Below are 19,441 nucleotides of genomic sequence, written 5' to 3'. Positions count from 1 at the left end.
TCTTATTGATTAAACATATCTTTGTTATAAAAGTTAAGTATATCCATCATCATTGCTCTGGCTTCGGATGCCGGACTCTCCGGGTCCAAAGAGATTGCTTCCTGATAATTGTTCAACGCACCTTGCCAGTCGCCTTTTTTCCGAAAGGCGTTTCCCAGAAGATAATAAGCTTCCGGAAGGGGGGAAGAAGCCGTGAGGAGTAAATCATTCAGGCAGGATATAGCGGTGTCTACATTTCCTTCATTTATCAGTTGTCTGATGTGATTCAGTCGTTCATTCATGAGCTTTTATATCATATTGTAACCTCACAAAGATAGTCTTTAATTTGGTATAAGCGTCATTTTTGCGGAATAAATAGCATTTTTTTCTGAAAAAAATTTTTTTGAGTAATTGCATTTAACTGATAATCAAATGTATATATGTTACTTGTTTTTGTTTCATCTGAAAAAGATGCATAATCAACCATTTGCAAGGCGGAAGCCGATGAGGCTTTTCTTTTGACTTCTTGTCAGAATCTTCCTGAAAGGTTGAAAAATCTTTGAAAGTGTCGTTATTTCTTTTAACTTTGTGGCAATTTATTCATAAAGAAACAACTAATAATTAACTTTATCAGATAAAATCATGAACAGAATTCTTCAGAAGGAACATTTTTCCGAAAAAGTTTTTAAGCTGGTCATTGAGGCTCCCTTGATTGCGAAATCGCGCAAGGCCGGGCATTTTGTGATTGTCCGTGTAGGGGAAAAGGGAGAACGCATGCCGCTGACCATTGCTGCGGCCGACCCGGTGAAAGGAACCATCACACTGGTGGTACAGGAGGTAGGGCTTTCGTCCACCCGTTTATGCGAACTGAATGTAGGCGACTATATTACGGATGTGGTTGGTCCGTTGGGAAAAGCTACTCATATTGAGAATTTCGGTACGGTGGTCTGTGCCGGAGGAGGAGTGGGAGTGGCTCCGATGCTCCCCATCGTACAGGCATTGAAAGCTGCCGGCAACCGGGTGATTACCGTATTGGCCGGACGTACCAAGGAACTGATTATCCTGGAAAAGGAAATGCGGGAAAGCTCCGACGAAGTGATTATCATGACCGACGACGGTTCTTACGGACAGAAAGGACTGGTGACGGAAGGAGTGGAAGCGGTCATCAAGCGCGAGAAGGTGGACAAATGCTTTGCCATCGGTCCGGCCATTATGATGAAGTTTGTCTGCCTGCTGACGAAGAAATACGACATCCCGACCGATGTGTCTCTGAACACCATCATGGTGGATGGAACGGGTATGTGTGGTGCCTGCCGTATCACCGTGGGAGGAAAGACGAAGTTCGTGTGTGTGGATGGTCCGGAATTTGACGGCCATCAGGTGGACTTTGACGAGATGCTCAAGCGTATGGGTGCTTTCAAGGACATCGAACGGGAGGAAATCCATAAGCTGGACGAGCATCCTGCAGTATGTGAAGCGGAACAGAGTGCTTCGGGCCGGAATGCGGAGTGGCGCGAAGCGTTGCGCAAGCGGATGAAGCCGAAAGAACGTACCCTGATTCCGCGGGTGAAGATGAACGAACTGGACCCGGAATACCGTTCACACAGCCGCAAGGAGGAAGTGAACTTGGGGCTGAACGAAGAACAGGCGCTGACGGAGGCCAAGCGATGTCTGGACTGTGCCAATCCTTCCTGTATGGAAGGTTGTCCGGTGGGTATTGATATTCCGGGCTTCATCAAGAACATTGAGCGTGGAGAATTTTTGGAGGCGGCGCGTACGTTGAAGAAAACCAGTGCACTTCCGGCTGTGTGCGGACGTGTCTGCCCGCAGGAAAAGCAGTGTGAGTCGAAGTGTATCCACTTGAAGATGGGGCACGAAGCAGTGGCCATCGGTTACTTGGAACGTTTTGCAGCCGATTACGAGCGGGAAAGCGGACAGGTTTCGGTCCCGGAAATTGCGGCCAAGAATGGTATCAAGGTGGCGGTGGTCGGTTCGGGACCCGCGGGATTGTCGTTTGCGGGCGACATGGCCAAGATGGGGTACGACGTGACCGTGTTCGAGGCCCTGCACGAAATTGGCGGTGTGTTGAAATATGGTATTCCGGAGTTCCGTCTGCCCAACAAGATTGTGGACGTGGAAATCGATAACCTGTCGAAGATGGGTGTCACTTTTGTGAAGGACTGCATCATCGGGAAGACCCTCAGTGTGGACGATTTGGAGAACGAAGGTTACAAGGGAATCTTTGTAGCTTCGGGTGCCGGATTGCCTAATTTCATGAACATTCCGGGCGAGAATTCCATCAACATCATGTCGTCCAACGAATACCTGACCCGTGTGAATCTGATGGATGCGGCCAGTGAGGACGCCGACACTCCGGTGACCTTCGGTAAGCGGGTAGCTGTGATTGGAGGTGGAAATACGGCTATGGATTCTGTGCGTACGGCCCGCCGTCTGGGAGCGGAGAAGGCGATGATTATTTACCGTCGTTCGGAAGCAGAAATGCCGGCCCGTCTGGAGGAAGTGAAACATGCCAAGGAGGAAGGTGTGGAATTCCTGACCCTGCACAATCCGATTGAATACATTGCCGACGAGAAGGGTCGGGTGAAACAAGTGGTGTTGCAGAAAATGGAGTTGGGCGAGCCCGACGCCTCTGGTCGTCGCAGTCCGGTACCCATCCCGGGGGCTACGGTGACATTGGACATTGACATGGCCATCGTCAGTGTGGGAGTTTCGCCGAATCCGATTGTACCTCATTCCATTCCGGGCTTGGAACTGGGACGTAAGGGTACCATCGCAGTGAACGAGGACATGCAGTCGTCCATCCCGACCATCTATGCCGGAGGGGATATCGTACGCGGTGGAGCTACCGTGATTCTGGCTATGGGCGACGGACGTCGTGCGGCAGCAGCCATGAACCGCCAGCTTCAGAAACCATGAACCTTTGCGGGGAAATAGCATAAAAAAAACGCAAGGACGTTTGAAAAAAAATGTCCTTGCGTTTTCTTTAAAACGTCCTTGCGTTTTAGATAAAATGTCCTTGTGTTTTGAGTAAAACGTAAGGACGTTTTTTTATGGGGTTACTGGCGGAGCAGCGTACGTGTGATTTCACCAGTGTACATGGTGTATGATTTGCTGCTATCTGCTTGGATATTAAGTGATTTCAGGTCGTCAGCCGTCATTTTCTGGCTCATGGACTTCTTGCACTCAATCACTGCAGCCGGTTGGGTGCTTCCCTGTGCGTAGAAGGTAATCTTATATTCCGTGCACTGTTCCATCAGGGCGCTGAGGGCGATGCGGTCTTGTGCAATCAGCAGGTAGGCCACGTTCTTGTTGAACATTTTTCCGAAGCCTCCCCAGTTTTCCGGTTTGATTTCGATTTCTTCCTCATTGGCCGTCAGGGTAATGCGTCCGTTCTGCAGCTGGCTGTTCCAATTGTCAGTAAGTTTTGTCACATCCACATCTTTCAGTTCGCCGGTCAGTGCCGGAGCCAGTGGGGTGGCAGGTACGGTTGTGGCAGGAGTTGCCTCGTTAGCCAGTACTTTTTGTCCCAGTGCATCGGTAGCCGATTGGAAAAGCTGGTCTTTCAGGTCGATGGTCTCGCGGCGGAATTTTCCACAGATGGGGGCAAGTTTCGTTTTCTTCTTGTTCAGTGCCATGTCATCGGTAATCCATTCTTCGGCTGTGTATTTCTGTCCTCCGTCACGGTTTTCGTCATACCAGTAGCGGATGCGGGTCATGGTCATCTGGCATACGCCGTCGGTCACATGGATAAGGTACTGATAATAGATACGGGTGCGGTCCAGTGAAAGGGCGGAGGAGGAGAACACAATGTATTCCTCAGCCGAAGCGGCAATGTCACCTTCTTCTTCACTCGTATAAACCACCCGGCTCTGCAGCTTTCCATCGGGTTTGAAGCGGTTGTTGGCCCAGTCAAGCATTTGCTGGTACAGTTGTTCTTTGGAGAGAGAAGGAGCCTTGATTTCATGAGTGAAAGTCACTTTTCCCTCTTCCAGGGTAATGGCTCCCGCCAGATACTTTGGGTCGGAGTTTTCTTTTTTATCCTTGGCCATGCCGAGCAAGGGCAGACAGGTCAATAGAATGAATAACAGTTTTTTCATGATTCGTATACTAGTTTACAGTTTAATTTCGTTGGCTGAATATGGTAATGCCTGCCATATTGTTTGTAAAGATAGCCATTTTTTTTCTCTTAAAGACTAGAATAGGATTTCTTATCATTTTTTTTGTGAACGGCTGTCATTCTGTCATTTGTGCGCTAGGTATGATATTTGTGGAATTTGTCAGGATAAAAAGATTTTGAGTGATATGAATACAGCAAACGACGGAAGAGTGGTGATTATGAATTTCACGGGTGTGTACGACTGGGAACGTTTTTCCCATGAAAGGAATTACACGTGGGTGGATTGCACGCATCTGAAGGGTATGGAATGTTATTGTGACAAAGAAGGGGCCGACACTTTGAAGCAATTGATAGCCGATTATCCCGTCAAAGCCATTCATTTTATTGATTCCGGCAACTATCATTATTTGACAAAGTTCTGGACCGACAAGATTCGGCAGCCTTTCTCATTGGTGGTGTTTGACCATCATCCTGACATGCAGCCTCCGCTGTTTGAAGGTGTAATCTCTTGTGGAGGATGGGTGAAGGATGTGATGGATACCAATCCTTACTTACGGAATGTGATTCTGGCAGGGGTGTCGGAAAAATTGAAGGAGGTTATTCCGGAGGCTTATCGGGAGCGGGTGATTTTTTATGGCGAGAAGGAACTTTCGCATGAAGAGGCTTGGAAACGGTTCTCTGCACAACATGTGGAGGGGCCGGTGTACTTGTCAATTGATAAGGATGTGTTGGATGCACATTCTGCTGCGACCAACTGGGATCAGGGGGAGCTGTCGCTGCCGGAACTGGAGCAGCTGCTGTCGGTGGTGCTTCATCAGGAGCAGGTGATAGGTGTTGATATCTGTGGAGAGTGTCCTACCACCTTGGATATTTTCAAAGAGAAGCAAGAAGTTGCTCTTGATAGCCGGGCCAATCAGGAATTGTTGGATTTTTTTCGGCGGAACCAACCGGAGAAATGAAAAAATCCCGTTTCCAAATCGGATGGAAACGGGATTTTCTATTTTGTCTCAATGAATAAGATTTCTCTGAATAACCTCAGAAGAATGGTTACCGAACCGGCATCTTGTCAATCCTTGCCTGATGACGTCCGCCTTCAAAGTCGGTCGTAAAGAATTCCGTCATAATCTTGTCGGCAGTGGCCTCGTCGATGAAACGTCCCGGCATGACCAATACGTTGGCATCGTTGTGCTGACGGGCCAGATGGGCGATTTCCGGAATCCAGCAAAGTGCCGCGCGGATACCTTGATGTTTATTCAGCGTCATGCTGATGCCTTCTCCGCTTCCGCAGATGGCAATCCCCGGATAGCACTCACCTTTTTCTACGGCCAACGCCAATGGGTGTGCATAATCGGGATAATCGCAGCTTTCAGTAGAATAAGTACCAAAATCCTTGTATTCCCATCCCTTAGCTTCCAGCCATTTTTTTACGTATTGTTTCAATTCAAATCCGGCATGGTCGGATGCAAGTCCTATTGTTTTCATTAGAGCATTTCTTTTACTTGGTTATACACATTTTCTGCGGTGAATCCCAGTTTTTCATCCAGCACCTTGTAAGGAGCAGAGAAACCGAATGATTCCAGCCCCCAGATTTTGCCGTTGGCACCTACGAGTCCGAGCAAGTTCACCGGCAGACCGGCGGTCAGACCGAATACTTTGGCTCCGGCAGGAAGGATGCTTTCCTGATATTCCTTGCTCTGGCTGCGGAACAAGCCTTCCGACGGGACAGATACGATGCGCGTCTTGATACCGTCTTTGTGCAGCAGTTCAGCTCCGGCTACCAGGGTAGAAACTTCAGAACCGGAAGCTACCATGATGACATCCGGATTTTCATCAGAACCAGCTACGATGTAGGCTCCTTTGGCAGCCTGTGCGTAGTCTGTGCCTTCCGGCAACATGTTGATGTTCTGGCGTGACAGAATCAGGGCAGACGGAGTGTCGGTATTTTCCATAGCCAGTTTCCAGCATACAGTCGTTTCTTCGGCATCGGCCGGACGGAGAACCAGCATGGAGTTCTTTCCGTGATGGTTTTTCAGTTTTTCCATCAAACGGATTTGTGCTTCCTGTTCCACCGGTTCGTGTGTCGGTCCGTCTTCTCCTACGCGGAATGCATCGTGTGTCCAGATGAATTTCACTGGCAACTGCATAAGAGCAGCCATACGTACAGCTGGTTTCATGTAGTCGGAGAATACGAAGAAGGTACCGCAAGCAGCAATCACACCGCCATGCAAAGCCATACCGATGCAGCAGCAAGCCATGGTCAGCTCAGCTACTCCGGCCTGGAAGAAGGCACCGCTGAAGTCACCGTTGGTGAAGGCGTGAGTCTGTTTCAGGAAACCGTCGGTCTTGTCAGAGTTTGACAAGTCGGCAGATGCACAAATCATATTGGGAACCTGCTGTGCCAATGCGCCCAATACGGTAGCCGAAGCATTACGGGTTGCATCGTTTGCCTTTTGCTGGATGTGAGCCCAGTCAACTTTCGGTGCGGCACCGCTGAACCATTCTTTCAGCTGTGCGGCTTTTTCCGGATTGGCGGCAGCCCATGCAGCTTCTTCTTCGTGGCGGGCAGCTGTGATGGCTTTCAGCTCTTCTGCACGTTTGGCGTAAATTTCTTTTACGTCGTCGAAGATAACGAACGGATTTTCCGGGTCACCTCCCAAGTTGAGTATGGTATTCTTGTAAGCATCACCACCCAACGGAGCTCCGTGAGTCTTGCAGTTGTGCTCGTAAGAAGTGTTGTCTGCTTTGCGGGCACCCTTACCCATGATACATTTACCGATAATCAGGGTCGGGCGTTTGCTTTCTGCCTTGGCGGCATTCAAGGCCGTGCGGATTTCTTCACAGTCGTTACCGTTGATTTCGATGACATTCCATCCCCATGCGCGGTATTTCATGGCTGTATCTTCCGTGGTTACGTCCTTAGTCTCTGTAGACAGCTGGATTTCATTGGAGTCGTAGAACATAATCAAGTTGTCCAGTCCCAAGCATCCGGCAATACGTCCGCTACCCTGAGAGATTTCTTCCTGAATACCTCCGTCTGAAATATACGCATAGATGGTTTCTTTTGCAAAGGTAGGATTGCCTGTGCGGGCTGCCAGAAATTTGGCTGCGATAGCGGCACCTACGGCAAAAGTGTGACCTTGTCCCAGCGGACCGGATGTGTTTTCAATGCCACGCATCACGTCCACTTCCGGATGTCCCGGAGTAGGAGAACCCCATTGGCGCAGTTGCTGTAATTCTTCCAATGTGAATTTTCCAATGAGTGCCAATTGTGAGTACAACATCGGAGACATGTGTCCCGGGTCAAGGAAGAAACGGTCGCGTCCTTCCCATTTCGGGTTCTGAGGGTCATATTGCAGGAACTCAGAGTACAGTACATTGATGAAATCGGCTCCACCCATTGCACCTCCGGGATGACCGGATTTCGCTTTTTCAACCATTGATGCAGCTAAAATACGAATATTGTCAGCGGCATGGTTCATTACTTGTTTACTGTTCATATTATTAATTTTTTAATTTGTATGCTACATAAGGCAGACACCGCTATGGGTGCCTGCTTCTTGAAATTATGAGCAAAGGTATGACATTTATATGTAAATTACAAAGTGGAAGTAAGTTATTTATTTTACATTTTTTTACTTCTTGTATTTTACTGCGGCCTCTTCTACAGGCAGACAAGCCTTGTATTTTTCAATATAGGCGTTAAATCCGGCTACGTCTTCTGCCGTAGGTGATACCTCTACGCCTGCATTGCCTGCGAATACTTTTTCGTCAAGAAAATCGGCCAGCGACTGCTTCTTGTCATTGTTTACCAGGTAAGAACCCAGCAGGGCGATACCCCATGCTCCACCTTCACCGGCTGTCTCCATGACAGAAATCGGAGAATTGATGGCAGCGGCAAGTACTCTTTGTCCCACGCCTTTGGTGCGGAACAAACCGCCATGCCCCGTAATGCGGTCTACTTTGATTTTCTCTTCGTTGAAGAGGATGTCATTCCCAATTTTCAGTACGCCTACAGAAGCATACAGGTGGGCCCGCATGAAATTGGCCAGGTTGAATTTGTCGTTGGCTGTACGCAGGAACAACGGGCGTCCTTCTGTCAGTCCTGTCACAGGTTCGCCTGAGAAGTAGTTGTAAGAAATCAGTCCGCCACAATCTGCATCGCCTGTCAGCGCGTTGTTATACAGTTTGCCGAAGATTTCATCCATGTCTACCGGCATGCCCATCAGTTCCTGATACTCCTTGAACAGATTGACCCATGCATTCAAGTCGGAAGTACAGTTGTTGCAGTGTACCATGGCTACCAGACTACCGTCGGGGGTAGTCACCATGTCAATCATTTCATACGGTTTTGACAGGTCTTTTTCCAATACAATCATGGAGAAGGAAGAGGTACCTGCCGATACGTTACCCGTGCGTTGCTTGACAGCATTGGTAGCTACCATTCCAGTGCCGGCATCTCCTTCCGGAGGACATACGGGTATGCCTGCTTTCAAGTGGCCTGATACATCCAGCTTCTTGGCACCTTCTTCGGTCAGGCAACCGGCATTTTCACCGGCCAGCAAGACTTTGGGCAGGATGTCGGTCAGTTTCCAGCTGAATCCGTAAGGAGCTACCAGCTTGTCGAACTTGGCTACCATTTCGGCAGAATAGTTCTTTGTGGCAGGGTCGATAGGAAGCATACCGGAAGCATCGCCGATGCCCAGTACCTTTTCACCGGTAATCTGCCAGTGTACGTAGCCGGCAAGTGTGGTAAGGAACGTAATGTCTTTTACGTGCTCTTCCTTGTTCAGGATGGCCTGATAAAGGTGAGAGATACTCCATCTCAAAGGAATGTTGTAGACGAACAGTTCAGACAGTTCGGCAGCAGCTTTTCCCGTGTTGGTATTTCTCCAAGTGCGGAAAGGTACCAGAATCTCTTCCTTGTTGTTGAAAGCCATGTAGCCGTGCATCATGGCACTGATGCCGATGGCTGCAAGCGTTTCTATTTCTATGCCATATTGTTTCTTTACGTTGGCGCGGAGATCGGCGTAACAATCTTGCACGCCAGCCCAGATAGCTTCAATGCTGTAGGTCCAGAGTCCGTCTACCAGCTGGTTTTCCCACGTGTGGCTACCTTGTGCGATGGGTTTGTTTTCCTGGTCAATCAAGACAGCTTTGATTCGGGTGGAACCGAATTCAATACCCAGAATGGCCTTGCCTGCCTCAATGGTTGACTTAGCATCTGATTTCATATCAAAATCAACAATTTAAAGTTAAGAAATAAAGCGATAGGAAAAATTAAAAGTGCTGCCAGAAAGAAATCTTCTGTCCAGCACTTTTAATGAAACTGACAAAGTATTAGCAGAGTGCTTTGTTCAGCATGTAGTATACTTCGTTCATGCGAAGTTCTTTCTTGAATTCACCGATGGTAGTGTCTTTGTTGATATGTACCATTTCAATACCGGCGATTTCAGCATAGTCTTCCCAGTATTCTGCAGTCAGGTCGTATGAGAAGCAAGAGTGGTGTGTTCCACCAGCCAGAATCCATGCACCAGCACCGATTTCGAAGTTAGGCATCGGTTTCCAAAGGGCAGAAGCAACCGGCAATTTAGGCAGCGGTTTCGGTTCGATGCATTCTACATCGTTTACAATCAGACGGAAGCGGTTGCCAAGGTCTACTACAGTAGCTGTGCATCCTGTACCTACTTTGGAAGTGAAGACAAGACGTGCAGTCTGGCTCTTGCGGACACCGATACCCAGGAAGTGTACTTCCAGACGAGGCTTCTTGGCAGCAATCATCGGGCAAACTTCCAGCATGTGGGCCTGCAGGATGGCACTGTTTTCACCGTCGAAGTTCAGTGTGTAGTCTTCCAGGAAAGAGCATCCGTTAGGCAAGCCCTGATTCATTACCCATACGGTACGGTACAAAGCAGCTGATTTCCAGTCGCCTTCTGCTCCGAAACCATATCCTTCTGCCATCAGGCGCTGAGAAGCCAATCCCGGAATCTGGTCAAAGTGGCTGCCGTCTGTCTGACCCAGGTCGTCGAAGTTAGTCGTGAAACCTTTGGCGCCTTTTGCTTTCAGGATGGCACGGAGAGCCAGTTCAGCTTTGGCTGAGTTCCATACTTTCTGGTAGGCTTCTGTAGATTTGTCTTCCAGTTCTGCGTCGTGGTCGTATTCGCTGAAGTAAGTTTTTACCAATGCATCCACATCTTCGTCTTTTACAGCCTTGTGGTATTCCATCAGTTCGCTTACCGGGCAGTAGTCTACATGGTATCCCATGCGCTGTTCTGCTTCTACTTTGTCACCGTCGGTAACGGCTACGTTGTTCATCTGGTCGCCGAAACGGATAATCAACATATCCTGAGCGTCAGCCCATGCAGCACATACACGCATCCAGACAGCAATCTTCTTCTGAGTAGATTCTTCTTTCCAGTAACCTACTACCACTTTGCGACGGACACGCATGCGAGTGCAGATATGACCGAATTCGCGGTCGCCGTGAGCAGACTGGTTCAGGTTCATGAAATCCATGTCCATTGTGTCCCATGGAATTTCTTTGTTGAACTGAGTGTGCAGGTGGAGCAACGGTTTTTTCAATTGCTGCAAACCGTGAATCCACATCTTGGCCGGAGAGAAAGTGTGCATCCAAGTGATGATACCGATACATTTTTCGTCATTATTGGCTGCTTTGAATACGGCTTCTACTTCTTTTGAAGAGTTGGCTGTTCCTTTATATACCACTTTCACAGGCAGTTTGCCGCTGGCGTTCAAACCTGCTACCATTTCGTTGCTGTGTGCGTCTACTGCGATGACTGCATCGCCTCCGTAAAGGAGCTGAGCTCCGGTTACGAACCATACTTCATATTGGTCAAATGTGTTCATAGTGATTGTATTTTATAATTAATTGGTTGGCTTTGTTGTTATTTCTTTTGTCCGTAGTAAGCGTTCGGACCGTGCTTGCGGCTGAAGTGTTTTTCTACCAGCAGCGGATTCATGGTCAGGTGCGGGTTGACAGCGTAAGCAATGCTGGCCATCTTTGCCACTTGTTCCATGACTACGGCATTGTGTACGGCATCGTGTGCATCTTTACCCCATGAGAAAGGTCCGTGATTCTTTACGAGTACTCCCGGAGTATGTACCGGATTCATGCCCTCGAAGCGTTTCACGATGACATTTCCCGTTTCCAGTTCGTAGGCACCCTTCACTTCCTCTTCTGTCATGTCGGCTGTGCAGGGAATTGCCTCGTGGAAATAGTCTGCATGAGTGGTACCGATGTTCGGAATGTCGCATCCGGCCTGTGCCCAGGCAGTGGCGTAAGTAGAGTGGGTGTGTACCACTCCGCCGATTTCAGGGAAAGCTTTGTAGAGAACCAGATGGGTAGGGGTGTCACTTGAAGGGCGCAGATTGCCTTCCACCACGTTTCCTTCCAAATCGACTACTACCATATCCTCAGCTTTCATTTCATCGTAAGACACTCCGCTAGGTTTGATGACTACCAGTCCGCTTTCACGGTCGATGGCAGACACATTTCCCCACGTAAAAATCACCAGTCCGTGCTTTACCAAATCCAGGTTTGCATGGAAAACTTCTTCTTTTAGTGCTTCTAACATGTGATTAAAGTTTAAATTTCGGGTCCTTCTGATATGCCTTGTCATTAAATTTATAAAGAGAGGCGCCTCTTCTGGATCCTGTTTTATCTATTTTATCAGTTTTCTCAATAAATCCCATTTCTGCGATACGTTTGCGGAAATTGCGCTTGTCCATCGGTTCTCCGTAGATGGCTTCATATAAGCTTTGCAGCTGAGTCAAGGTGAACAGCTCGGGAAGCAGGTTGAAGCCGATGGGGGCTCTCGATGCCTTCTGGCGCATGATGGCACGTGCTTTCTCCACCATCTCGTTGTGATCGAAGATAAGTTCGGGAATTTCATTGATGTTTATCCAGTACGCATTGTGCTGCTGCACCAGTTCCCGGTCGTATTCGTTGATGTTGATAAGCGCATAATAGGCCAGTGAAATTACGCGTTCTCCCGGATCGCGGTCTACGGCACCGAAGGCTCCAATCTGGTCCATGTACACATTTTCCAGACCCGTCAGCTCGCTCAGTACCCGTTTGGCCGCATCGTCCGCACTTTCATTTTCCTGGATGAATCCTCCCATCAGAGACCATTGGCCCATTGCCGGCTCAAAATTTCGTTTCAGCAGCAATAAGTTCAGTTCTCCTTTTTCGAATCCGAAAATGATGCAGTCGATGCCGACGTAGAATTTGGGATTATGATTATAGTAAGTGGTCATTCAATTTTTGACTTTTTGTTCTTTTCAACTAGGTTTCTTGTGGGGCCTGTCATTTCTCCACTGTAAATTTGAAGATACAGTGACTCTGGTAAGTTTGTCCTGGAGCCAGAATAACAGAAGGCCATTGGGGCTTGTTGGGGCTGTCGGGATAGTGTTGTGTTTCCAGACAAACGGAAGCCCGCTGCGGATAGGCGATGCCTTTCTTTCCTTTCACCGTTCCGTCCAGGAAGTTTCCTGTATACACCTGGATACCTGGTTCATTGGTGTAGACCTCCAGGCTGATACCTGTGGTAGGACAAGTCAGTTTGGCAGCCAGCTGGTTGATGTCACCTTTGGTCTTCAATACCCAGTTATGGTCGAATCCGTTACCGAATTTCACTTGTTCGTTGGTAAAGTCTGTGACATCCGGACTGATGGTCTTCGGCGTGTTGAAGTCGAACGGAGTATCTTTTACTGCCATCATTTCGCCGGTGGTCATGAAGGTGCTGTCTACCGGTGTGATGCTGTCGGAAGCCACATAAAGCACGTGGTCAGTAGCCGGTTTTGAAGGATCACCGCTCAGGTTGAAATACGAGTGGTTGGTCATGTTGATGACAGTCGTCTTGTCGGTAGTGGCATCATACTGGATATCGATGGCATTGTCGGCTGTCAGGGAATAGGTTACATGAGCCGTTACGTTGCCCGGGAAGTTATTGTCTCCGTCCGGTGATTTCATGGTCAGCACAAGGGTACTGTCATTGGTTTGATTGGCTTCATATACCTGATATTGCCATCCGGTAGGACCGCCGTGCAGGCAGTGACCGAAGTTGTTTGTCGGAAGTTGGATTTCTTGTCCGTCAAGAGTGATTTTACCTTTGTTGATTCGGTTGGCATAACGCCCGATGGCTGCACCGAAATCACTCGGAATATGCTGGTAGTCAGCAATGCTGTCGAAGCCGAGAACTACATCGGTCATCTTGCCGGTTTTGTCTGGAACCATAATGGAAACCAGTCGTCCTCCAAAATTGGTGACACAGACTTCCATCCCTTGATGATTTTTTAAAGTGTAAAGTTTTACAGGTTTTACACTATCTACAAGCGTTTCAAAATTAGCTGGGTCCAAACCCGATAAGGTCAGTTTGGGAGCTTCCTGCTTTTGACTGCATCCGCAGAAAAAAATCAATGCAGCACTCATGCCTAGAAGTGATTTCTTCATGCTTTTCATAAATTTATCTTTAATATTATTTGTATGGTGTAAAAGTAACACTTAAAACAATTACTTGTTCATTTTTTCAAATGTTTTTCAACATAGAATGCATGTTTTTCGGTAGTTTCCCTATAAACGTGGAAGAGGATATACAATTTCCTGCATATCCTCTTCCATTATAAGCCGTTGTTTTTCGGATTACCAGAAATATGCATAGAACAATGCACACAGGACTACAACACCCAATGTGGCAATGACATCCCACATATTCCAGCTTTCACGGATGGCTTTCTTGTAGTCGCCTGTGAACGTGATGGCAGCAATCTGTTCAGATGTCGGTTTGGCAGTAAACATGGATACCACGTACATCAGAATGACGATGAATACAAGCAACCACACTTCGAAAATCAGCCAGTTGGTCTGCCAGAACCAAGAGGTGTATTCCCAGAATGCACCGTCCATGACAGCTTTGCCTGAGTCGGTGATTACATTAGTCAGCAAACGTACCATACCGATAAGGAAGCCACCGATAAGTCCCCATTCTCCGGCTTTCGGAGTGATACGCTTCGAGAAGATACCAAGGGTAAATACAGCCACCATGGCAGGAGCAATCAGTGATTGGATATCTTGGAGATAAGAATACAGGTTACCCATGTTCATCATGATAGGCATCCAAGCCAGTCCCAAAAGTACGACTACGACGGTAGCGATACGTCCTACCATTACGTAATGGCTTTCACTCATGCCTTTTTTCATCGGCTTGTAGAAGTCTTCTGTGAACAAGGTGGCGCAGCTGTTGAAGAAGGCAGCTAAAGAAGCTACAAGGGCACAGATGAAACCGATGGTTACGATACCTTTCACACCGGCCGGCAGGATATTCTTTACCATCATGGCGAAAGCGCCGTCTGTGTCGTGTGTGTTGGTGATATCCATGACGATGCTGCTGCCGGTCTTTTGAGAGAGTGCGAAAGCCACCATACCCGGAATCAGGAACATGAATACAGGCAACAGTTTGAAATAACCGGCTGCGATTGTACCGCGGCGTGCACGGGCCATGACTTTGCGGTTGTCTTCTCCTTTAGTTTGTCCGAGTACACGTTGTACGATATGCTGGTCAGTACACCAGTACCAGAAACCGATGATGGATGCTCCGAGGAATACTACGTAGCCAGGGAACTGCGGATACATGGGGTCGGCAGGGTCGGTGTGGAACATGTGGGTTGTACCGAAACCGTCGTGTGCGGCGTTACATGCGGCCATCATTTGTGACCATCCTTCCGAAATACTGCCGTCACCGAGCATGTTCAAACCCAGGAATAAAACGAGAAATGAGCCGATGATTAATATCGGGGTCTGGATGGCAGATAGTGTCATGACTCCTTTCATGCCGCCGAAAACTGTGAATACGGCTGTAATGAAGATAAGACCGAGTGCACCCCACCAGAATGGAAGTCCGAGCAGGTATTCGAAGAAGATACCGCCGGTGAAGGCTGTTACGGATACTTTTGTCAGCACGTAGGCAATCAGAGTGATGATGGACAACCATGAACCGGTGCGCTGGGTATAGCGGAATTTCAGGAAGTCCGGCATGGTGATAATTTTCCCCATTTTATTATTCAACAACTGGTAAAAAGGAACAAACAGCCATCCAAGGATAAGAATCATCCAGCCTTGCATCTCCCAGTGTGCCATTCCCACACCGTCTTTTGCGCCTGTACCAGCCAATCCTACCAGATGTTCAGAGCCGATGTTGGCTGCAAAAATGGCAGCACCGATGATATACCAAGGTTCTCCTTTTCCGAAAAGGTAATCCTGACTGTCGGCACCTTTCATCTTTTCATGATCTTTTTTGATTGTACGGTAAACAGCCCATACAATAGCCATGACCCCGACGGCGAGAACCAGCCAGTCGAGCCAAATAAACTCAGTTGAATTCCAATTCATAATTGTAAGTATTTTAATGATTTGTGTATTGATTCCGTGGCTATCAAAAGTTCCTGTTATTTCATTTGTTTTTCAAAGTGTATTAGTAACACTAATTCGACTGCAATATTACGGATAAGTGTAAAATTACACTAATAAATTCTCATGTTTTAGAGCATGTTTCTTCGTTTTTTTTGTTTCTCTTCCGGTTTTAACTTTTAAGGGAGGGAAGTAGGGGAGTTTATGTGGGTTTTTGCAGTTTCCCCGGCTTTTACTTGTTGTCTTATAGTGTGCGGGAGGGGGGAGAGCTTCTTTAATATTGGAAAGGTGATGGCTGTGGGTGAGGAGTCTATGATAATGTGGAGAATTGAAAAGTCCCGGCAGGCTTCTTTGGGAAGGGGGCGGGACTTTCAGCTTATTTATGAGTGATATGTTTTGTAGTTTTATTTTTGCAGCATCTGGAACAGTTTGTCCAGTTTCGGGGCCATGATAATTTCTGTCCGGCGGTTTTTTGCCCGTCCTTCAGCACTTTCGTTGTCGGCAACAGGCATGAATTCACCACGTCCGCAGGGTTGTATCTGAAGTGGATTGACTTGGTATTTTTCAATCAGAATACGCACTACGGAGGTAGCTCGGATAACGCTTAAGTCCCAATTGTCCTTGAATTGTGCAGTGTGGATGGGCTTGTTGTCAGTATGTCCTTCAATGTATACGTCTATTTCCGTCTGTTTGTTCAATACCTCGGCTAGTTTCCCCAAGGCTTCTTCACCTCGTTTGTCCAGTTTGGCACTTCCGGACTGGAACAGCAGTTTGTCCGACATGGCTACATACACTTTCCCGTTCTGTTCCCGTACTGTCAGTTCGTCACTGCTGAAGCCGAGCAATGCATCTTTTACACTGCTGAGCAGGTCTTGTACTTTGGCATTCTGCTGGTCAATCATTCCTTGAAGTTGCTGAATGGTTTTTTCCCGTTCGTCCAGTTCTTTCAGTTTTTCTCCTAGCAGAGAATTCAGCTTTTCCTGTTCGTTCATGTTGCTGGACAACAGCTGCTGATAATGCCGGATGGAGTTTCCCTGGCGGTTGGTGTCTTGCTGCAATTTGTCTATTTGCTCACGCATCTTTTCCATTTCATTGTGGCATTCATTCAGCTGGCCTTGCAGGTTATCTCCTCTAGAAAGGGCTTCTATTCTGCCGTTTTCGGCGATAAGGAATTTTTTCTTGGTTACGCAGGATGTACTGCCTATTATTAAAAGTCCTGCGAGTGCGATTAAGGGTGTTTTTCTCATTGTTTTATATTTTTCTGCAAAGATATACGAGTTTACGCTATATCAGATAATATAAAAGCCTTTTTTGAAAAGAAGGTGCCTTTGTTGAGAAAGAGGAGTTTATCATAAGATATTGTATTGTCAATGTCTGGTTGTTTCCTAATGGGCAAGTTTAAATCCTGTCATTTTGAAATATGTTGTATATCAATTTGTTATAGGTTTTTCCCTATAGGCTGGGAAACTGTATTTGAGTTTGACTCAAAACGTAAGTGCGTTTGATTTAAAACGCAAGTGTGTTTGACTCAAAACTCTTTGGCGTTTTAGTTGAAACGCAAGTGCGTTTTTTTGTGGGTGTCAAAAGTCTTCAAAAGTCTTCATGGATTTTCTTGTGCGCTCTTCTTTATGTATATATGTATTCCTTTCTTTAGGAAGATGTTCGGTTTATATGCAGCATAGGTTTATACATATCAAATGTATACGCTCGCGCCCGCGCGAAATACATAATGTAGGCATGTTCCCGTCCGTTTCCGGAGGCGTCGGAAAAATATGTCCTGCAACACATTCTGTTTCAGTGACTTATAAAAATCTTCAAAAATTTTTGAAAAAAAGAGTGTGATAAAAGTTGCGGAAGCGGAAAAAGTGCGTACCTTTGCAACCGCTTTCGAGAGGGAGAGCCGCTGAAGATGACAGACTGGTGAAGAGAGGCAGACTTTCAAAGGCGCTGCACCCGAGTATCTTACCTTGCAAGAACGCAAGGGAGCGAGAAAGGGATAAGCCCCGCGAGGTCACCCTGAAAAACTTTTTCGAAAAAAAACTTCCGGAAAAATTTGGAGGGAAAGAAAAAACGCCTTACCTTTGCAAACGCTTTCCCGCTGAAACGGGAGCACGAAAGAAAGATAGTTCTTTGAAAGACTTTAGATAAACAAACGAAGATGTAGTACAAGAAGTAGTCTTATATATAATGTATATATGGGATGAAACAAGAACCGTCAATAACCTGAAAAGGATATAGAAATCGGTTTCCTGAAACAGAGACAACAATGCTCGAAAGAGTGAAAAATATTTTACAATGAAGAGTTTGATCCTGGCTCAGGATGAACGCTAGCTACAGGCTTAACACATGCAAGTCGAGGGGCAGCATGAACTTAGCTTGCTAAGTTTGATGGCGACCGGCGCACGGGTGAGTAACGCGTATCCAACCTTCCGCTTACTCGGGGATAGCCTTTCGAAAGAAAGATTAATACCCGATGGTATCTTAAGCGCACATGCAAATAAGATTAAAGATTTATCGGTAAGCGATGGGGATGCGTTCCATTAGATAGTAGGCGGGGTAACGGCCCACCTAGTCGACGATGGATAGGGGTTCTGAGAGGAAGGTCCCCCACATTGGAACTGAGACACGGTCCAAACTCCTACGGGAGGCAGCAGTGAGGAATATTGGTCAATGGGCGCGAGCCTGAACCAGCCAAGTAGCGTGAAGGATGAAGGTCCTACGGATTGTAAACTTCTTTTATAAGGGAATAAAGTCACCCACGTGTGGGTGTTTGTATGTACCTTATGAATAAGCATCGGCTAACTCCGTGCCAGCAGCCGCGGTAATACGGAGGATGCGAGCGTTATCCGGATTTATTGGGTTTAAAGGGAGCGTAGACGGGTCGTTAAGTCAGCTGTGAAAGTTTGAGGCTCAACCTTAAAATTGCAGTTGATACTGGCGTCCTTGAGTACGGTTGAGGCAGGCGGAATTCGTGGTGTAGCGGTGAAATGCTTAGATATCACGAAGAACCCCGATTGCGAAGGCAGCCTGCTAAGCCGCGACTGACGTTGAGGCTCGAAAGTGTGGGTATCAAACAGGATTAGATACCCTGGTAGTCCACACGGTAAACGATGGATACTCGCTGTTGGCGATAGACTGTCAGCGGCTTAGCGAAAGCGTTAAGTATCCCACCTGGGGAGTACGCCGGCAACGGTGAAACTCAAAGGAATTGACGGGGGCCCGCACAAGCGGAGGAACATGTGGTTTAATTCGATGATACGCGAGGAACCTTACCCGGGCTTGAATTGCAGACGAATTGCTTGGAAACAGGCAAGCCGCAAGGCGTCTGTGAAGGTGCTGCATGGTTGTCGTCAGCTCGTGCCGTGAGGTGTCGGCTTAAGTGCCATAACGAGCGCAACCCTCGTGTCCAGTTACTATCAGGTAGTGCTGAGGACTCTGGACAGACTGCCATCGTAAGATGTGAGGAAGGTGGGGATGACGTCAAATCAGCACGGCCCTTACGTCCGGGGCTACACACGTGTTACAATGGGGGGTACAGAAGGCAGCTACCGGGCGACCGGATGCCAATCCCGAAAGCCTCTCTCAGTTCGGACTGGAGTCTGCAACCCGACTCCACGAAGCTGGATTCGCTAGTAATCGCGCATCAGCCACGGCGCGGTGAATACGTTCCCGGGCCTTGTACACACCGCCCGTCAAGCCATGAAAGCCGGGGGTACCTGAAGTGCGTAACCGCAAGGAGCGCCCTAGGGTAAAACTGGTAATTGGGGCTAAGTCGTAACAAGGTAGCCGTACCGGAAGGTGCGGCTGGAACACCTCCTTTCTGGAGAGGAACCGACGAAGGTTCTTGCCTTGTACTGCAGATGAGTTTGTTTTTCGATATAAGAAGAGAGAAAGATGAAGCC

General features: G+C 47.6%; 13 protein-coding genes and 1 rRNA gene. 3 read left to right on the top strand and 11 right to left on the bottom strand.

Features of this window, described 5'->3' with window-relative positions:
• Window positions 1–2 precede the first annotated feature (2 nt).
• On the bottom strand, window positions 3–281 hold the full coding sequence (locus BQ7480_RS11335; protein ID WP_072542945.1) for a tetratricopeptide repeat protein: 279 nt from the start codon (window positions 279–281) through the stop codon (window positions 3–5).
• A gap of 340 nt (window positions 282–621) precedes the next feature.
• Here BQ7480_RS11335 and BQ7480_RS11330 point away from each other — a divergent pair, with 340 nt between their 5' ends.
• The gene (locus tag BQ7480_RS11330) at window positions 622–2,916 is read left to right on the top strand and encodes a bifunctional dihydroorotate dehydrogenase B NAD binding subunit/NADPH-dependent glutamate synthase (protein ID WP_072542944.1); all 2,295 of its coding nucleotides are present in this window, start codon (window positions 622–624) and stop codon (window positions 2,914–2,916) included.
• A gap of 140 nt (window positions 2,917–3,056) precedes the next feature.
• Here the strand turns inward: BQ7480_RS11330 and BQ7480_RS11325 are convergent, their stop codons facing one another.
• Complete coding sequence (locus tag BQ7480_RS11325; RefSeq protein WP_072542943.1) at window positions 3,057–4,097, bottom strand: DUF4468 domain-containing protein; 1,041 nt, start codon at window positions 4,095–4,097, stop codon at window positions 3,057–3,059.
• Between the two features lie 205 nt (window positions 4,098–4,302).
• Between BQ7480_RS11325 and BQ7480_RS11320 the strand changes: the two genes are divergently transcribed.
• Window positions 4,303–5,076, top strand: coding sequence for an arginase family protein (locus BQ7480_RS11320; RefSeq protein WP_072542942.1), 774 nt, complete (start codon window positions 4,303–4,305; stop codon window positions 5,074–5,076).
• Between the two features lie 88 nt (window positions 5,077–5,164).
• On the opposite strand, the gene rpiB is transcribed toward BQ7480_RS11320, so the two are convergent.
• From rpiB to BQ7480_RS11275, 9 genes are all read right to left on the bottom strand, one after another.
• Window positions 5,165–5,599, bottom strand: coding sequence for a ribose 5-phosphate isomerase B (gene rpiB, locus BQ7480_RS11315; RefSeq protein ID WP_022352623.1), 435 nt, complete (start codon window positions 5,597–5,599; stop codon window positions 5,165–5,167).
• Window positions 5,599–7,614: a transketolase family protein gene (locus BQ7480_RS11310; protein WP_072542941.1), complete on the bottom strand. Its 2,016-nt coding sequence runs from the start codon at window positions 7,612–7,614 to the stop codon at window positions 5,599–5,601. Before BQ7480_RS11310 ends, rpiB begins: the two co-directional genes overlap by 1 nt.
• Window positions 7,615–7,749: 135 nt before the next feature.
• Complete coding sequence (locus BQ7480_RS11305) at window positions 7,750–9,348, bottom strand: xylulokinase (protein ID WP_072542940.1); 1,599 nt, start codon at window positions 9,346–9,348, stop codon at window positions 7,750–7,752.
• Between the two features lie 106 nt (window positions 9,349–9,454).
• Window positions 9,455–10,981 (bottom strand): L-arabinose isomerase, encoded by a 1,527-nt coding sequence (gene araA, locus BQ7480_RS11300; RefSeq protein WP_072542939.1) that lies wholly within the window; start codon window positions 10,979–10,981, stop codon window positions 9,455–9,457.
• Between the two features lie 38 nt (window positions 10,982–11,019).
• Complete coding sequence (locus BQ7480_RS11295) at window positions 11,020–11,709, bottom strand: L-ribulose-5-phosphate 4-epimerase (protein ID WP_072542938.1); 690 nt, start codon at window positions 11,707–11,709, stop codon at window positions 11,020–11,022.
• A 4-nt stretch (window positions 11,710–11,713) separates the two neighbouring features.
• Window positions 11,714–12,391, bottom strand: coding sequence for an NUDIX hydrolase (locus BQ7480_RS11290; RefSeq protein WP_072542937.1), 678 nt, complete (start codon window positions 12,389–12,391; stop codon window positions 11,714–11,716).
• A 49-nt stretch (window positions 12,392–12,440) separates the two neighbouring features.
• A complete protein-coding gene (locus BQ7480_RS11285) occupies window positions 12,441–13,595 on the bottom strand; it encodes an aldose epimerase family protein (protein WP_072542936.1) in 1,155 nt (384 codons plus the stop codon).
• A 180-nt stretch (window positions 13,596–13,775) separates the two neighbouring features.
• On the bottom strand, window positions 13,776–15,521 hold the full coding sequence (locus BQ7480_RS11280) for a sodium:solute symporter (protein WP_072542935.1): 1,746 nt from the start codon (window positions 15,519–15,521) through the stop codon (window positions 13,776–13,778).
• Between the two features lie 422 nt (window positions 15,522–15,943).
• On the bottom strand, window positions 15,944–16,786 hold the full coding sequence (locus BQ7480_RS11275; RefSeq protein ID WP_072542934.1) for an OmpA/MotB family protein: 843 nt from the start codon (window positions 16,784–16,786) through the stop codon (window positions 15,944–15,946).
• Between the two features lie 1,045 nt (window positions 16,787–17,831).
• Here BQ7480_RS11275 and BQ7480_RS11265 point away from each other — a divergent pair.
• Window positions 17,832–19,359, top strand: a 16S ribosomal RNA gene (locus BQ7480_RS11265).
• The last annotated feature ends 82 nt before the right edge of the window (window positions 19,360–19,441 follow it).

Origin of the sequence: Bacteroides mediterraneensis (genome assembly GCF_900128455.1) — a bacterium.
GTDB classification, from domain to species: Bacteria; Bacteroidota; Bacteroidia; order Bacteroidales; family Bacteroidaceae; genus Phocaeicola; species Phocaeicola mediterraneensis.
Note: the sequence above shows the minus strand (reverse complement) of the source record. Positions and strands in the feature narration are given on the sequence as shown.

Coding starts and splice junctions, on each gene's coding strand:
- araA (WP_072542939.1), bottom strand. CDS start 10,981: ATGAACACATTTGACCAATATGAAGTATGGTTCGTAACCGGAGCTCAG.
- BQ7480_RS11280 (WP_072542935.1), bottom strand. CDS start 15,521: ATGAATTGGAATTCAACTGAGTTTATTTGGCTCGACTGGCTGGTTCTC.
- rpiB (WP_022352623.1), bottom strand. CDS start 5,599: ATGAAAACAATAGGACTTGCATCCGACCATGCCGGATTTGAATTGAAA.
- BQ7480_RS11295 (WP_072542938.1), bottom strand. CDS start 11,709: ATGTTAGAAGCACTAAAAGAAGAAGTTTTCCATGCAAACCTGGATTTG.
- BQ7480_RS11310 (WP_072542941.1), bottom strand. CDS start 7,614: ATGAACAGTAAACAAGTAATGAACCATGCCGCTGACAATATTCGTATT.
- BQ7480_RS11285 (WP_072542936.1), bottom strand. CDS start 13,595: ATGAAAAGCATGAAGAAATCACTTCTAGGCATGAGTGCTGCATTGATT.
- BQ7480_RS11290 (WP_072542937.1), bottom strand. CDS start 12,391: ATGACCACTTACTATAATCATAATCCCAAATTCTACGTCGGCATCGAC.
- BQ7480_RS11320 (WP_072542942.1), top strand. CDS start 4,303: ATGAATACAGCAAACGACGGAAGAGTGGTGATTATGAATTTCACGGGT.
- BQ7480_RS11325 (WP_072542943.1), bottom strand. CDS start 4,097: ATGAAAAAACTGTTATTCATTCTATTGACCTGTCTGCCCTTGCTCGGC.
- BQ7480_RS11330 (WP_072542944.1), top strand. CDS start 622: ATGAACAGAATTCTTCAGAAGGAACATTTTTCCGAAAAAGTTTTTAAG.
- BQ7480_RS11305 (WP_072542940.1), bottom strand. CDS start 9,348: ATGAAATCAGATGCTAAGTCAACCATTGAGGCAGGCAAGGCCATTCTG.
- BQ7480_RS11275 (WP_072542934.1), bottom strand. CDS start 16,786: ATGAGAAAAACACCCTTAATCGCACTCGCAGGACTTTTAATAATAGGC.
- BQ7480_RS11335 (WP_072542945.1), bottom strand. CDS start 281: ATGAATGAACGACTGAATCACATCAGACAACTGATAAATGAAGGAAAT.